Raw genomic sequence first — 16,280 nt, 5'->3', positions numbered from 1 at the left:
AAAGAAACGAGTGATTTCCCTTACAAAACGTTTTGTTATCTTACAGTTTTGTCATTTTTCTCATCAATGTATGATATTCTTCATCTTTTGCAAATTGGAACGTGAATGTTGTCCCTTCTCCTTCAGCCGATTGGACATACATTCCATGATGTAAATTATCGCAAATTTCCTTCGTAATATATAAGCCCATCCCAGTCGCTTCTCTCGTTTTACGTCCATTTATTCCCGTAAAAAATGGATCAAATATGCGCTTTACGTCTTGCTCTGGAATACCAATTCCATTGTCCTTAATATGTAATAACACCTTTTGATTTTTCTCTTCAATTTGAAATTGAATTTCTTTTTTCTCTGCCGCTGAAATTTTTGTATACTTGATTGCGTTTACAACAATTTGACCTATAGCAATACTCAGCCATTTTCTATCAGATGCAACCATACAAGTATCTTCTTCAAACATCACTTTCGGAAATACAGACGATTGAATAAAGGATTTCCGATTTTCATTAATAATACCTCGCACGACATCTATAACATTTACTACTTCTATCTTATAATCTTTCGCAAACTGCTCTAGTCTTGCCATATGTAACGCTAAATCTAAACCATTTAGTATACGGTTATTTTCTTCACGAATACTTTCAACTGTTGCTCTTGCCTCACGATGCTCTTTGCCAAACTTTTGCAGCAATAATTCAATAACAGATACTGGTGTTTTCATTTGGTGAATCCATTGGTTCATAAATATCATTTGCTGTTGCTCTTTCGCATGCTGTTTATGAACTTCATTCATATATTGCTGTCTTAATAACGTAAAAGATTCAACGACCATTTCTTGCTCTGATGTATAAGATTCATCAATAAGTAAAGAGTCATGTAATGTATTTCCATCAGTAACATACTTTTCGATCCTCTTTAAAAACACACTCCGTTTTCGGTAATCGTAAATGAGGTATACAGTAAACACAACTGTTCCTAATAAAAGTCCATATAACCACGTACTCCAATCAATGGATTTCTTTTCTAAAAGACTTTGCAGCTGTAAAACGAGCCCAAATAAACAAAGGCTAACAATATAAGAAAGAATTAAAGAAAAGCGGCCCATAAGGTAATTTTTAACCTTCATGCCCTTCGCCCCACTCCGTAAAAAGCGCATAACCATATCCACGTTTCGTTACAATTGCATTTTTAATGCCTAACTCCTCTAGTTTCTTCCTTACACGTTTTACATTTACGGTTAATGTATTATCATCCACAAATGCTACTTCATCCCATAGAGCTTCTAACAGTTCTTCGCGCGTTACATATTGATTCACCTGTTTCATTAAACACTCTAATAAGTAAAACTCATTTTTTGTCAGTTCAGTTTGTTGTCCTTGCCACTCAACAATATGCTGAGACGGGAATAACAACAGTCCATTTACACCTAAACAATCACTCTCAGCGGCAGAAGCATACTCTCCGTAACCACGGCGAAGTGCACTCTTCACCTTTGCCATTACGATATCTAAATGGAATGGCTTCGTAATATAATCATCGCCGCCATTTTCAATCGCCATTACTTGATCCATTTCTCCTGTTCTTGCAGAAACAAAAATAATTGGTGCATTCGATACAGTACGAATTTGACGACACCAATAAAAACCGTCAAAGTACGGTAAATTAATATCAAGTAACACGAGATGAGGATTCACTTTTACAAACTCATCTTTTATTTGACGTAAATCACTTGCTCTAAATGATTGATAGCCATACCTTTCTAAATGCTCTTCTAATATTCCCGCGATTTTCTCATCATCTTCTACAATTAATATTTTATACATGTTCGTTTTCTCCCCATAAAAAAATTCTTCTAAAACCACTCCCCTTTTTATTATAAATTGAAAATTTAATTAGTGGGGATTTTTTCCTATATAAATCCGATTTTTACGATATAAAAAAAGACTGCCGTATTTCGGCAGTCTTAATCGATAAATTCAAATTCATATTCAAGAATTTTTACAATATCTCCGTCTTTTGCACCACGTGCACGAAGCGCTTCATCAATACCCATTCCGCGCATTTGACGAGCGAAACGACGTACAGATTCATCACGTGAGAAGTCTGTCATCTTGAATGTTTTCTCAATATCGTAACCAGAGATAACAAACGTGCCATCACTTTCACGTGTAATTTCAAATTTAACACCTTCAGTATCAAATTTGTACATTACACTTGTATCAGACTCATCCGCAACTTCATGTATTGGGAATTCTGGTGTTGTTTCTATTAAGTTCGCTACTTCAAACAACAAGTCACGAACACCTTGTCTTGTTACAGCTGAGATTGGGAAGATTTTTACTTCGTCTCCCACTTTCTCTTTAAATGCTTGTAAGTTTTCTTCTGCATCTGGCATATCCATTTTGTTTGCAACAACAACTTGTGGACGCTCAGTTAAGCGAAGATTGTATTCTTTTAATTCATTATTAATCGTTACGTAATCTTCATATGGATCACGGCCTTCTAAACCAGACATATCAATAACATGCACGATTACACGTGTACGCTCAATATGACGTAAGAATTGGTGTCCAAGTCCGACGCCAGCATGTGCGCCTTCAATTAGTCCTGGAAGGTCAGCCATAACGAAGCTGCGGTTATCACCAGTTTCAACAACACCAAGATTTGGAACGATTGTTGTGAAGTGATACTCTGCAATTTTCGGACGCGCTGATGATACAACAGATAATAATGTAGATTTACCTACACTTGGGAATCCAACAAGTCCAACGTCTGCTAGTACTTTAAGTTCTAGAATAACATCACGCTCTTGACCTGGTTCCCCGTTCTCAGCGATTTCTGGCGCTGGGTTCGTAGCTGTTGCAAAACGTGAGTTACCACGGCCACCGCGGCCACCTTTTGCAATTACAGCAGTTTGTCCATGCGTTACTAAATCGGCAAGAATTTGACCAGTTTTTTCATCTTTTACTACTGTTCCTGGTGGAACCTTTACAAGTAAATCTTCAGATTTACGTCCGTGCTGACCTTTACTCATTCCGTGCTGACCGCGATCAGCTTTGAAATGACGTTGGTAGCGGAAGTCCATTAATGTACGTAAGCCTTCCTCAACTACGAAAACAACATCTGCACCTTTACCGCCGTCGCCACCTGCTGGGCCACCTTTTGGTACATACTTCTCACGACGATACGCAACCATACCGTTACCACCGTCGCCGCCTTTTACATATATCTTGACCTGATCTACAAACATTATTTCACCACACTTTTTTCAATTGGTTGTAATATAACTGAGACTTCTTCGTCTCGCACTGTATAAGAAATGGAATACCATTTATTGTTTTGGGTCGCAAGCCAATTCTGTAGTTCTTCTACACTCGTTAGCTTACCACGAAAATCAAAAAAGAAACGAGCATTATCCGCGTCACATTCAATTGTGATACAAACATAATTTTCAACATATACGTCTAAACTATGCTGAAGCATCGAGAAAAATTGATTCGTCCATGTACATACAGTCTCATCTAAGTGAGATAAGTTATGTAATTTCCCTAATACTTCGTACTCCAATAAGCACGGCTGCTGTTTCCAATTATATGTTAAAATCCACTCTGAAAATAAAGGCATTGATAGCCCCATCAGATTGGATTCTTGTCTCGCTTCTTGGACAAAACGATCGATGAGACTATGAATTTCTTCCACTTTTCCAAGGGAAAGGTTTCCTTTCACCATCTGCATACGATTGAGCCAATCATGTCTTGAATGGCGCAATGCATCTATAATTGTCCATTTTTCATTCATTTAGATACCCCTTAATATAGAAAAACTCTAACCTGCACTCAGGTTAGAGTTTTCCGTGAGTTCTTATGCTTCTTGAGCAACAGGATATACGCTCACTTGTTTGCGGTCACGACCAAGACGCTCAAAGCGTACTACGCCGTCAACTTTCGCGTATAAAGTGTCATCGCCACCACGACCAACGTTAACACCTGGATAAATTTTTGTACCGCGTTGACGGTAAAGAATTGAACCACCTGTAACCGTTTGACCATCTGCGCGTTTAGCACCAAGACGTTTTGACTGAGAGTCACGACCGTTCTTTGTACTACCTACACCTTTCTTAGATGCGAAAAACTGAAGATCTAATCTTAACATACGTTACACCTCCTGCACTTTTTCTATTAAACGGATATACTTTCCGTAATCAAGTTCGATCGTCTTAAGCGAAACAACTAATCCTTCTAAAAGCGTTTGTGCTTTTTCTGCTGTATGAACGTCTAAATCATTAGGCAATTCATACGTTAAGAATCCGCCATCACTTCCGAGTTCAATAGTTGCTTGCACATTACAAAGTTCTTCCACTGCATTTATAGAACCAAACACAACCGCTGTAGTTCCAGCACAGACAAGGTCTTGTCCATGTGGCGCAGAATCGGCATGTCCAGTCATTTTAAATGATTGGATACTTCCTAATTTCGTGCGACTTATCGTAATTTTAATCATGTTAACCAGAATTAAGCGTTGATAGCTTCAACAACTAGCTTAGTGTAAGGTTGACGATGACCTTGTTTCTTACGATTGTTCTTTTTCGCTTTGTATTTGAAAACGATAATTTTCTTAGCGCGACCTTGTTTTTCAACTTTCGCAGTAACTGTTGCACCTTCTACAACTGGGCTACCAACTTTAACGTTTTCGCCACCAACGAAAAGAACTTTGTCAAAAGTAACAGTTTCACCAGCTTCAACATCTAATTTTTCAATGTAGATTGCTTGACCAGCTTCAACTTTAATTTGTTTTCCACCTGTTTCGATAATTGCGTACATACTTGCACCTCCTCTTAATTACTAAGACTCGCCAAAAACGAGGTAGACATAAATGCCTTTAGGGAACCTGTCTTGTGCGGTTGTAGCATATAGCCGTTTAGGTGCTATAAACTATAACATAAAGATGTTATCATGAATCATAGACGGTTGTCAATAAATGTTCTGCTAACTATTTTTTCCGCTCTACAATTTCTTTTTTACTTCCAAAACGAACGATAGCATACTTTTCGATATTATCATCTTTGAAATAAATTTCAAATGGAATATTTTTTTGTAATTCTTTTTGCAAAAACTGTTTTTGCAGTTCTTTAGGCGCAGCGATTAATACCGCTTCATCTTCTATATTGCCATATGTGATTAGTTCTCTCTCTAACTCATACGCAATTGTTTCATGCGACATCACATAACCCGTCGCTTTGCAAGGTACACACTCTTTTAATAATACGTCCCGTAAAGAATGCTTTTTACGTTTACGTGTCATTTCCAAAATCCCTAGCTCCGTAAAGCCGAGCACCCTTGTATATGTGCGGTCATCTTGCATAGCAGCTATAAGACATTCTCTTACCTTTTCTTTATCTTCTCTTTTTTTCATATTAATAAAATCAATTAATATCATACCACCAATATCACGAAGTCTTAATTGGCGTGCAATTTCTTCAGCTGCCATCTCATTTGTGCGAAGTACTGTATCTTGTAAATTTTGTTTTCCCGTAAACTTGCCCGTATTCACATCAATTACAGTCATCGTCTCCATTTGTTCTACAATTAAATAAGCACCATTTGGAAGCCACACAATTTTTTGGAGTGCTTTCTCAATTTCACGCTCTATTCCAAAATGGTTAAACATCGAAGACTTTTCATTATAAAAAGATACTTTTTCTTTTCCAACTTTGTCTTCTAATTCTTTTACTATACTTCTTGTATCTACAACTACTTTTTCAATGGTTTCAATTGGATTCTCTTGAAATACACGATCTAAAAAGGTCGCCGGTCGATGAAGTAATAACGGCGCCTTTCCTTGGCCCTCTTTTCTTTTTAACTCTTCATACAACTGTTGTAACCCTTGCATTTCAGCTTGTATTTCTTCAATTGCTCCTTTTTCAGAAGCAGAGCGGAAAATGTATCCCCCCGTTCCCTCTATTTCAATTTGGAGTAACTGTTGTCTTCTTTTATTATTTTTTATTTTTCGAGAAACAGCGCGCATCTCATCAAACGGCATATAAACGACATATTTCCCGGTAAATTCTATATTCGCTGTCAATTTAGGCCCTTTCGTATCAATTGCCTCTTTCACAACTTGTACGAGTATCGCTTGCCCTTCATGTATACGATAAGAAGATGGTACATCATCGTATGAAAGGTAAGCATGTTTTTCTAAACCGATGTTTACAAAAGCTGCATTCATTCCAGCAATTGTTCTTACGACACGTCCAACATAAATATGCCCAACAATCTCTTGCTCTTCATTACGTTTCCATAAAAACTCAACAATTTTTTTCTTCTCTTCAATTGCAACGCGCTTTTCCGAACCAGCGTAATTCACATATAACGTTTTCAAAATTATTTCCTCACTTTATAATCTTCTTTGCTTTTACAATAATAAAAGGTTAGTGCTATCGTCAACACTAACCGATTAATTCTTCAACTGATGAAGTTGTTCGTTTTTCAGTAAAATATGCATAGAGCAATTCATTTTCATCCAATGTGTAATGCTCTTTATATTTTCCACGGACGATAATAGAATGCTTATATCCTCTACGAAATTTTGTAAAGATCGTATATAAACGATCTTCCGTTTGCACTTCAATAGGTGCAATCTTTTCGATTCCTCTTTTGTTTCCATAATAACGTTCTAATAAAAAACGCATAAATGCATACCGTCTTTGTTTCCACTCTTGATATAATGACACTGCTAAAAATATGAGTAGTATCCACATCATAATATTGTTACTATTCCAGAGTAACTGCCATCCTAATATTACACCAAAAAAAACACATGACAATTGCATCATCTTTTCATGTGCTTGTAAATAAGGGAAACGATATGATAATACATTAAACAATACTTTCCCGCCATCTAACGGCCAAATAGGGAGTAAATTAAATGCTAAAATAATTATATTATTCCACATAAAGAAATAATATAAATCTGTATTCAGCCAACCGACTTCGAACAACATATAACCTACCAGCATCATCCAAACATGTTGAATCGGTCCTGCAATTACGACAACAAGTTCCTCTTTCAATGACTTATTACCATGTTCCTCAAGCTCGGCCACGCCACCAAACGGCAAAAGTTGAATTCTTTTTATACGCCAATTATAGTGTGCTGCTGCAAAAGCATGCCCAAGTTCATGAATAAGAACAATACAAAATAACAGTAGTAACTCTTTAAAACGCGCAGTAAAAATACCAATGACAATAATAACCCAAAATAATGGATGCACGGAAATTTTCGTTAAAACGTCCCTATATTTAATCAAATGATATCACCTGGATCGGATCAATAAATTTTTCATTCTTTTTTATCGCGAAATAAAACTTTCCATTTTTATCATTTGTATCATTACTCACCGTTCCAATTTTTTGTTTCTTTGAAACGTAATCATATAATTTCACTGACATATCGTTTAAGTTTGCATACCATGACTCCGTACCATCTGCATGTTGAATTTGAACTGTATTTCCAAGTTCCTCTTTCTTGCCTGCAAAAACAACTAACCCTTCATTTACTGACTCCACTTTTGCATTTGTAGCTGTTTGGACAAATACACCTTGGCCATTTTTTTGAAACCCTTGCATTACCTTTCCAGAAGCAGGAATTGCATAATCCTTTTGCTGAATACTTCCTTCTTTTTTCTCGTTCGGCGAATAGAATACGAGCGGTTTTCCAAATTGCTTTTCATACCATTTCGCTACAGTAGCAAACTGAAATTCCTCTTTCATCACTTTTTCTGTAACAGCTTTAGCTCCATTGAATGAAGAAGGAGCATTCTTATATAAAATAGCAACCGAAAGAACTAATATTGCTGATAATAAAACTTTGAAGAAAAAGACTTCCTTTCGAAATAAAGGATGCATTTCCTTTTCTCCATCTTCAATAAATACCGCTTCACTATCGAAATTCCCTCCGTTAAAATACTGCTCTTCCTCCATCCTTTCTTGCTCGGCCTTCCTTTTTGCAATCCGCTTTTTAATTTCTTCTACGCGTCTATTCTTCATACTGTCTCCTTTCTTTCGTTAAGCTAATTTCATTAGAAACAGTTGTATACAGTTTGTACATATGTATGAGCTAAGAAAGAAAGATATTCGTGTGAAGAAAAAAGAAAGCACCTCGCATATGTGCGAAGTGCTCTTAACGGATTCCAAAGAAGTTTTTCACCTTTGCAAATACCGATACCTTTTCTTGTTCAAATGCTTGTAATGGTACATTCTCACCTAACAAGCGTCTTGCAATATTACGATAAGCCAACGCTGCTTTTCCGCTTGGTTGCAACGCCACAGGTTCACCTGTATTTGTAGCTCGAATAACTTCATCGTCATCTTCGACAACACCAAGAAGCTCGATTGACAATGTACGTACAATTTCATCAACATCTAACATATCCTGTTCATGAAGCATATGACTACGTACACGGTTAATAACAAGTTTCGGTGGTTCAATATCCTCTTTTTCTAAAAGCCCAATAATACGATCCGCATCGCGCATTGAGGATACTTCTGGAGTCGTAACAACGATTGCTTTATCCGCACCAGCTACCGCATTTTTAAATCCCTGCTCAATCCCCGCAGGACAATCGATTAATATGTAATCATAATCTTGACGTAATACTTGTATTAATTCATCCATTTGTTCAGGTGTTACCGCTGATTTATCACTCGTTTGTGCTGCAGGTAATAAATAAAGATCATCAAAACGTTTGTCTTTAATAAGAGCCTGAGGTAAACGGCAACGCCCTTCAACGACATCAACAAGATCAAATACAATACGATTTTCCAGCCCCATTACTACGTCTAAATTTCGAAGACCGATATCTGTGTCAATTAAGCACACTTTCTTTCCAGATAACGCTAGGGCCGTACCAATGTTCGCAGATGTAGTAGTTTTACCTACTCCGCCTTTTCCAGATGTAATTACTATTGCCTCTCCCACAGCTATACAATTCCCCTTTCTAACTTTGTTAAATTAGGTCTAAGATGAGTGAGAAGTTGCAGGCGATCGACAACAATGTGATTGTTCTCATTAATATACGCACATTCTGCCGCCTCCGCTCCGTCTTCTTTCTCTTCCGGAGCCCGCATTGCCACATCACTAATTCGAAGTTGCATCGGGTTCATAACAGATGCAGCGATTACAGCATCCGAATCCCCATAATACCCAGCATGTGCAATTCCTCTTAATGATCCTACGACAAAAATATTCCCCCCAGCGATAACCGTTCCGCCTGGATTAACATCTCCAATTAACAACAAATTTCCTTTTACATGTAAAACTTGTCCAGAGCGAACAATTTTGGAAATAGGGACAATTTCTGTTTCTTCTTTCCAAGCTATTGCTTCTGCTTTAGTGATAACATCACTTTCAATTGAATCCACAACAAGATTCTTTTTATTACGAATTAACGTACGAATCTCTTCTTGTTGGACTTCTGTTAAATAACGATTTCCTACTTTCACATGCACTTCAATTAAAGAGCGCCCATCACCATCGTAGTAATGTGTAGAAAGTTTTTCGTCTAATTCCACCAATAATTCTGAGAATGAACAACAATCATCTAAATGAAGCGTTATCCCATCTTTTGTCCCTTTTATCGTTACATTTTGTTGCTTTTTTTCTTCCACTAAAGTTCACCCCACCGATTCAATTCGACATAAAATTAGAAAATCCTTTTTTCTTTTTCTTCCATCGCTTTTGAAAGACGCACTATATATCGTCTCAGTGGGAAACAAACTATCAATAAGAAAATAGCATTTAACAATAAAGTAGAAAGGAGACGATCTGTGAAAAAGACATACGCTGGCATATGAGTACGTCCTAATAAAGTTAAGAATCCATACACATAATACTCTAGTGCTACAACGCTAGCTAATATGATAGAAACAACAATAAATAAATTCAATTGTAGTACTTTCATCACACTATATACTAAATAAGCTAAAATCGGATAAGCAAAAATATATATCCCGACAAGTTCTGTGTATACGGTATCAAATAAGAAGCCAAATAATAGTCCGTAATAAATCCCTTGGACCGGACTATAATACACTGTAATAAAACATAAGACGATTATAAAGAAATGCGGTGCTGCTATGCTGTCTTTCCAAAACACATCCGTTGGAACAACAGTAGCAAACATATTTTCAAATAGAAACACAAAAAGGAGCAAAAGAGGAAGAGCTGCTCTTTTTAATATCTTCATCATCTCTTCTTCTCCTCCTATTCTAATGGCGCTGAAGGTGTTGCACGTTTAGCAACCGTAATATGCTCTACGTCATTTAAATCAGCGGCAGGTTTTACATAAGCTGTTTTTGTTAAGCCATATGCATCTGGCTGAACTTCAACGATTTTTCCAATTACAAGACCTTTCGGGAAAATATCACCCAGTCCAGATGTTACAACTAGTTGATCTTTCACTACCGGTGCATCAGAGCCAATCTTTGTGAAAAGAAGTAATTGCTTTTCTTTGTCATAACCTTCAATCAATCCAAAGATTTTCTCTTGCCCTTGTACAATAGCAGAAACACGATTTGTTCGGCTCATAGAACTTAGTAATTCTACTGATGATGTAAACTGAGATACACTTTTCACTCTTCCAACTAACCCTTGTGAAGTTACTACAGCCATATCTTTTTTAATTCCTTGCTGTGCCCCTTTATCAATTCCAATTAAATCGTACCATTTATCTGGATTACGAGAAACAACAGTAGCTGGAATTTCAGTATACCCGCTATTTAACTCTTTTTTACCAGTTAGCTCTTGTAGCTTCTTGTTATCATCTTCTAATTGTTTTACTTTCCCTGATAGACCTGCATAATTATCTAATTTTGCTTTTAATTCTTTATTCTCTTCATACGTGCGCTTTACATCCTCTACATTTTCGAAGAATCCAGCTACGTATTTCGCTGGCTTTTGGAATACACGTTCTACAACACCGACAGTATCTTTAACAAACTGCTCTGGCCATGTTAAACTGTTCCGTTCTTTCAATGAGATTCCAATCAATGCCACGAGAAGAATAATACTAACCAACAAAACAATTAATCTTTTGTTTAAGAAAAACTGTGGCACGTTCACACCCTCTTAATTTCACTGATTTTTATTTTGCAATATTATCGAGCAGCAGTTTTGAAAAGATCGATATTGTCTAATGCTTTACCTGTTCCAATTGCTACGCAATCTAATGGATCTTCTGCAACAAGAACTGGCATTTTCGTTTCTTCACTAATTACTTTATCTAAATTACGTAGTAATGCCCCGCCACCTGTTAATACGATACCGCGGTCCATAATATCAGCCGCTAATTCAGGTGGAGTTTTTTCTAACGTATTTTTAACTGATTCTACAATCGCATCTACTGTATCTTTTAATGCATCTGCAATTTCTTCTGGCTGAATTAGTACTGTTTTTGGTAAACCACTTACTAAATCACGACCGCGAATTTCCATAGGCTCGATACCTTCTGGCTCGCCTGCAGAACCAATTTCTAATTTTAATGCTTCAGCTGTTCTTTCACCGATCATTAAGTTATAGCTTTTCTTAATGTACTGAATGATTGAATCGTCCATATCATCACCAGCAACACGGACTGACTGGCTTGTTACAATACCACCTAGAGAAATAATTGCAACTTCTGTTGTACCACCACCGATATCAACAACCATACTACCAGTTGGTTCCCAAACAGGTAAGTTTGCACCAATCGCTGCTGCAAATGGCTCTTCGATAGGATAAGCATCACGAGCACCCGCTTGACGAGTCGCATCGATTACTGCACGTCTTTCTACAGCTGTAATACCAGATGGTACACATACCATTACATACGGCTTACGTGAGAAGAAACCGTTTGATTTTTGAGCTTGTTGAATGTAATATTTCATCATTGTTGCAGTTGTTTCGTAATCAGCAATTACACCGTCTTTCATCGGGCGAAGTGCCACAACGTTCCCTGGTGTACGACCAATCATTTGTTTTGCGTCGCTACCTACAGCAACGATTTGTTTCGTATCAGTTTGTAACGCCACTACTGAAGGTTCACGTAAAACTACACCTTTTCCTTTTACATATACAAGCGTGTTCGCAGTTCCTAAGTCTATTCCAAGATCGCGAGTAAATCCACCAAATCCAAACATATTATTTATCTTCCTTTCTTGTTTTCACGGACTCATTTTTTCTTAATTTATATTATAAAAACAGTACGTTTTTTATATCTTTATCCTTTTTGTAGATAAATTTCTACAAAAAACTCATAAATCACATTATAAAACAAAATAAGTAAAAAGCATAGTCTTAAATATGACCTTTTTCCTTTAAACTCACGAATTTATGGTCACCTATTATAATATGATCAAGCACTTCAATTCCGATAATCTGGCCGCATTCTACTAAGCGTTTTGTTACTTCAATATCTTCACGGCTCGGCGTGGGATCTCCTGAGGGATGGTTATGAAGACATATGATAGAGGCTGCTGCACGACGGAAGGCTTCTTTAAAAACCTCCCTCGGGTGTACAATTGACGTGTTTAAACTTCCAATAAAGATCGTTTGCCTATGTATAACTTGATTTTTTGTATTTAAATATAAACAAACAAAATGCTCTTGTTGTAAAAAACGCATTTCTTCCATCATGTATTTCGCACAATCTTCTGGACTTCGAATACTATATCTATTTTGATATTCTAAACGTACCATTCTTCTGCCTAGTTCAAAGGCTGCCATAAGTTGCGATGCCTTTGAAATCCCAATACCATGTATACTAATTAGCTCCTCTAATGTTGCATCTTTCAACATACGTAAGCCATCAAATTGGTGTAAAATTTTATCTGACAACTTTAAAACTGTTTCTTCTTTAGAACCTGTTCTGAGTAACACTGCGAGAAGCTCTCGATTTGATAAACTTCCAGCACCTTCTAACAATAAACGCTCCCGTGGCTGTTCTTCTCTTACAACATCACGAATACCGTTCATCTCTCCACCCCTTTATTTGTTCTCTCAAAGAAAACCCCATGCAATTTTACGCATGGGTTACATCAATATCAAATTGTTTTAATTCCCGAACGAGGCGTGCGATTGGTAAGCCAACTACACTATAGTAGTCCCCTTGAATATTTTGAACGAAAATAGATCCTTTACCTTGAATCCCATAACTACCGGCTTTATCAAGAGGTTCTTTCGACGCGACGTATGTATCAATTTCCTCTTCTGTTAACTCCCAAAATGTAACTTCTGTACGCTCATAAAAAGTAACCGTTTTTTCTTTTGCTATAATCGCAACACCTGTATACACTTCATGTGTTTTCCCTGATAGTAATTGTAACATCTCTTTCGCCTCATCCTCATTAGAAGGCTTACCAAGAATACGCGACTCATATGTAACAATTGTATCTGCACCTAACACAATGTGATCACTATTATTTTCTGCCACCGCTGATGCTTTTTGCAAGGCAAGCGACATTACAATATCAGAAGGCGATGAATATGCACCAATTGTTTCCTCTACTTCACTTACAACGATTTCAAATGGCACACTAGCTAACTCAAGCAATTCCTTCCTCCGAGGTGATCCTGAAGCTAAAATTATTTTTCTCATATTTTCTCCTTCCTTTCTCACATGAAGCAGAACAATTTATATTAATCGTATCAAAGGAATAGTTTGCCCACAAATGAAAGAAATATTAATTTCTCTAACTAAAATAACACTTCTTTATTGCATACGATTATATTCCCATCATAGAGAAAGCACTTTGCTCTAAATTCAAAAGAAAAGAAAGAAGTACATGTACTTCTTTCTTACTCATTTTATTATCCTATCATTTCACTTTCTACGAAACAATTTTTTCATACGAGAGTAAACCATCAATAATAACTTGATTTAATTTCGCCAAAGATTCCTTATCCATCTTCCCATCTTTTACTGTTTGTACAGCTACCGACGTATACATATACAGTTTCTTTGCTTCTTCTCGTTTCATACTTTCCCCTTCTTTTTCAACCTTTTTCCATTCTTTTTCAATTGCTTCTATATCTTTTGGGCTGCTTTTTCCACCAACTTGTACGCTAGAAGCATATTTTGCTAAATGAGTGTATAATGGCTGCACTTTTGTTAAAAATGTCCCTACTTCTTTATCATCTTTCAGCAATGCTTTATCTGTTATATCCCAGCTCTTTTTTAAAACGGAGACACCATCATTTTTATACTTAGTCATTAATTGATTTATAGACTGTTCATCGCTAGCAATACCAACAACTATTGCATACTTATCACCGCTCGGTCTCAAAGCACCAATGCCCCCATTGCCTTTCCATTCTTCAAGAGCTGCCTGTCCCTTTTCTTCAGAAGAATAAAGCCCCCCTTGAACAAAAAATAATTTCATCGGATCCAATGACGTTCCTGCCTGTGCTTTTTGTTTTTCTTCTTTCGGTGCTGGTGTTTGTTCTGCCGTTCCACCCACCCTTGATTCTCCATTTCCAGTCGGCCTTGAAGCTGTCACTTCACTTCCTCCTGTCGTTCCTTGTCCAGTAAGTAAATGAAGCATCCCCATTCCAAACGCCGTACCGATAATGATTGCAGTTGCAACGATTACAATTAATGTATTACTCCACTTCTTTCGGTATTTTTCCACAGACATTGATTTCGCTTTTTGAAACGGAACAACATTTTTCGGTCGTTCACTTTCTACTACCATCCATTCAAATTCATCTTTCTTTTTTTCCTCATACTTCGCTTCTGTTCCATTCACTTTCACTGAGATCGTTCGTGATTGCTTGTCCATACACTCACACCTCACCTCTTATCGTTGTCCGCATCATATCATATTCATTTCATAAAAAAACGAGATATTTGTCAGAGGAATTCGCCAAATAACCCTATATATTTATCTTATATGTATGCATTTGACTTCATTTGTAGAACAAAAAAACTAGATAGCAAAGACTATCTAGTTTTTCTCGCGAATATATTTTCGTACTTCAGAAATGAAATAAAGAGAACCCGTTATGATAAAAACATCATTTTCTGCTATCATTTCAACTTTTGTATCAATTGCCTCTTTCCAATTTTCAAAAACTAATTTTGATTCTTTCTGTGAATATGATGCAAGCTTATCAGCAGAAATAGCACGATCAAAGGCGAATGTTGTAAAAATAATTTCATCTGCAATGGTTTCTAATTGGCCTACCATGTTATGTAATTGTTTATCACCAAGAGCAGTAAATAACACTATTACATTTTTATCTTTGTAATGCGCTTCTACTGTTTTCACAAGGCTTTCGATACCTTCTGGATTATGAGCACCATCTATAATAATATCCGGGTTACTTTGCAACTTTTCAAAGCGCCCAATCCAATATGCTTCCAGTAATCCCGTTCTTATTTCCTCTTCTTCAATTAAAAATGATAAATATGTTTTTACATACATTACTGCCATAAGTGCTAACGCTGCATTTCCTACTTGATGAATGCCTTTCATTGAGATTTGCAAATCTTCAAATGCGGAAAAAGGACAAGTAAAATCAAACTGTTCCCCATCTTCATTAGACTGTTTATGTAACGCTGTAAAATGCTTGCTAAGTTCGTATAAGTTTGCATGGTTTTCCTTTGCAACATTTTGAATGACTTGCAAAGCTTCTTCATCTTGTACACCAGTAATTACCGGCACGCCAGACTTAATAATCCCCGCCTTTTCATATGCAATTTCCCCTAGTGTATTTCCTAAAATATGCATATGATCGTGACCGATATTCGTAATAATCGTGAGGACAGGGTGTATAACATTGGTAGAGTCAAAACGTCCACCAAGCCCTGTTTCAAATAAAACAACATCACAGAAATTGACTTTACCGAAATAGCAAATCGCCATAACAGTAATAATTTCAAACTCTGTCGCTTCCCCTAAATCCGTTTCATCTAGTTTTTCAACGACTGGTTTTACCATCTTTACAAGTTCAGTAATCTCTTCGTCTGCAATTGGTGTTCCATTCACACTAATGCGTTCATTAAATGATTCGATGTAAGGAGAGGTAAACGTTCCTACCTTATATTTCGCGCCTTCTAACATGTAACGCATATATGTTAACGTTGAACCTTTTCCATTTGTACCAGCAAGATGAACACATTTTATATGACGCTCTGGATTTCCAAGTTCTTCTAACATCCATCTCATTCTTTCTAATCCTGGTTTAATTCCAAATTTCAATCGGCTATGGATCCACCCTATCGCTTCTTCGTATGTATGTATCACGTA

Annotated in this window: 19 protein-coding genes and 1 other annotated feature; all 19 genes read right to left on the bottom strand. The window is 36.8% G+C overall.

The genetic code is table 11. The features are described 5' to 3' along the window. Nucleotides 1–40: 40 nt before the first annotated feature. Nucleotides 41–1,123: a HAMP domain-containing histidine kinase gene (locus B9A45_RS07130; RefSeq protein ID WP_000865415.1), complete on the bottom strand. Its 1,083-nt coding sequence runs from the start codon at nt 1,121–1,123 to the stop codon at nt 41–43. Further along, nucleotides 1,113–1,820, bottom strand: coding sequence for a response regulator transcription factor (locus tag B9A45_RS07125; protein ID WP_001986640.1), 708 nt, complete (start codon nt 1,818–1,820; stop codon nt 1,113–1,115). Before B9A45_RS07125 ends, B9A45_RS07130 begins: the two co-directional genes overlap by 11 nt. Nucleotides 1,821–1,960: 140 nt before the next feature. Continuing rightward, nucleotides 1,961–3,247, bottom strand: a complete 1,287-nt coding sequence (obgE, locus tag B9A45_RS07120) for a GTPase ObgE (RefSeq protein ID WP_000497128.1) — start codon at nt 3,245–3,247, stop codon at nt 1,961–1,963. Continuing rightward, nucleotides 3,247–3,795, bottom strand: a complete 549-nt coding sequence (locus B9A45_RS07115; protein WP_001003584.1) for a sporulation initiation phosphotransferase B — start codon at nt 3,793–3,795, stop codon at nt 3,247–3,249. Before B9A45_RS07115 ends, obgE begins: the two co-directional genes overlap by 1 nt. A gap of 63 nt (nt 3,796–3,858) precedes the next feature. Further along, nucleotides 3,859–4,149 carry a 50S ribosomal protein L27 gene (gene rpmA / locus B9A45_RS07110; protein WP_000944958.1) on the bottom strand — a complete coding sequence of 97 codons (291 nt, stop codon included), beginning with the start codon at nt 4,147–4,149 and terminating at the stop codon, nt 3,859–3,861. A 3-nt stretch (nt 4,150–4,152) separates the two neighbouring features. Then, nucleotides 4,153–4,497, bottom strand: coding sequence for a ribosomal-processing cysteine protease Prp (locus B9A45_RS07105; protein ID WP_084063955.1), 345 nt, complete (start codon nt 4,495–4,497; stop codon nt 4,153–4,155). 11 nt (nt 4,498–4,508) lie between these two features. Then, nucleotides 4,509–4,817, bottom strand: a complete 309-nt coding sequence (gene rplU / locus B9A45_RS07100) for a 50S ribosomal protein L21 (RefSeq protein ID WP_000270907.1) — start codon at nt 4,815–4,817, stop codon at nt 4,509–4,511. 14 nt (nt 4,818–4,831) lie between these two features. After that, nucleotides 4,832–4,909, bottom strand: a sequence feature (ribosomal protein L21 leader region). Nucleotides 4,910–4,986: 77 nt separating this feature from the next. Next, nucleotides 4,987–6,375, bottom strand: coding sequence for an Rne/Rng family ribonuclease (locus tag B9A45_RS07095; RefSeq protein ID WP_000855488.1), 1,389 nt, complete (start codon nt 6,373–6,375; stop codon nt 4,987–4,989). A gap of 67 nt (nt 6,376–6,442) precedes the next feature. After that, nucleotides 6,443–7,303, bottom strand: coding sequence for a stage IV sporulation intramembrane metalloprotease SpoIVFB (spoIVFB, locus tag B9A45_RS07090; protein ID WP_000599055.1), 861 nt, complete (start codon nt 7,301–7,303; stop codon nt 6,443–6,445). Beyond that, nucleotides 7,296–8,042 carry a stage IV sporulation protein SpoIVFA gene (gene spoIVFA, locus B9A45_RS07085; RefSeq protein WP_000797471.1) on the bottom strand — a complete coding sequence of 249 codons (747 nt, stop codon included), beginning with the start codon at nt 8,040–8,042 and terminating at the stop codon, nt 7,296–7,298. The genes spoIVFB and spoIVFA overlap by 8 nt, the downstream gene beginning before the upstream one ends. 133 nt (nt 8,043–8,175) lie before the next feature. Beyond that, complete coding sequence (gene minD, locus B9A45_RS07080) at nt 8,176–8,973, bottom strand: septum site-determining protein MinD (protein WP_000503309.1); 798 nt, start codon at nt 8,971–8,973, stop codon at nt 8,176–8,178. A gap of 2 nt (nt 8,974–8,975) precedes the next feature. Next, entirely contained in the window at nt 8,976–9,662 is a 687-nt protein-coding gene (gene minC / locus B9A45_RS07075) for a septum site-determining protein MinC (RefSeq protein WP_000391525.1), read from the bottom strand. 35 nt (nt 9,663–9,697) lie between these two features. Beyond that, nucleotides 9,698–10,243 (bottom strand): rod shape-determining protein MreD, encoded by a 546-nt coding sequence (gene mreD / locus B9A45_RS07070; RefSeq protein ID WP_000975766.1) that lies wholly within the window; start codon nt 10,241–10,243, stop codon nt 9,698–9,700. Between the two features lie 14 nt (nt 10,244–10,257). Then, a complete protein-coding gene (gene mreC, locus B9A45_RS07065) occupies nt 10,258–11,109 on the bottom strand; it encodes a rod shape-determining protein MreC (RefSeq protein WP_001135490.1) in 852 nt (283 codons plus the stop codon). A 41-nt stretch (nt 11,110–11,150) separates the two neighbouring features. Then, nucleotides 11,151–12,170, bottom strand: a complete 1,020-nt coding sequence (gene mreB / locus B9A45_RS07060; protein ID WP_000466736.1) for a cell shape-determining protein MreB — start codon at nt 12,168–12,170, stop codon at nt 11,151–11,153. A 157-nt stretch (nt 12,171–12,327) separates the two neighbouring features. Then, on the bottom strand, nt 12,328–13,005 hold the full coding sequence (gene radC / locus B9A45_RS07055; RefSeq protein ID WP_001013391.1) for a DNA repair protein RadC: 678 nt from the start codon (nt 13,003–13,005) through the stop codon (nt 12,328–12,330). Nucleotides 13,006–13,051: 46 nt separating this feature from the next. Beyond that, nucleotides 13,052–13,627, bottom strand: coding sequence for a Maf family protein (locus B9A45_RS07050; protein ID WP_001226291.1), 576 nt, complete (start codon nt 13,625–13,627; stop codon nt 13,052–13,054). Nucleotides 13,628–13,859: 232 nt separating this feature from the next. Further along, nucleotides 13,860–14,810 (bottom strand): hypothetical protein, encoded by a 951-nt coding sequence (locus B9A45_RS07045; protein ID WP_000361014.1) that lies wholly within the window; start codon nt 14,808–14,810, stop codon nt 13,860–13,862. 165 nt (nt 14,811–14,975) lie between these two features. Next, nucleotides 14,976–16,277: a bifunctional folylpolyglutamate synthase/dihydrofolate synthase gene (folC, locus tag B9A45_RS07040; RefSeq protein ID WP_000582068.1), complete on the bottom strand. Its 1,302-nt coding sequence runs from the start codon at nt 16,275–16,277 to the stop codon at nt 14,976–14,978. Nucleotides 16,278–16,280: the final 3 nt, after the last annotated feature.

Origin of the sequence: Bacillus sp. JKS001846 (assembly GCF_900176455.1) — a bacterium.
Taxonomy (GTDB): Bacteria; Bacillota; Bacilli; order Bacillales; family Bacillaceae_G; genus Bacillus_A; species Bacillus_A cereus.
The sequence above is the reverse complement of the archived record's forward strand: the minus strand, read 5'-3'. Positions and strand labels throughout refer to the sequence as shown.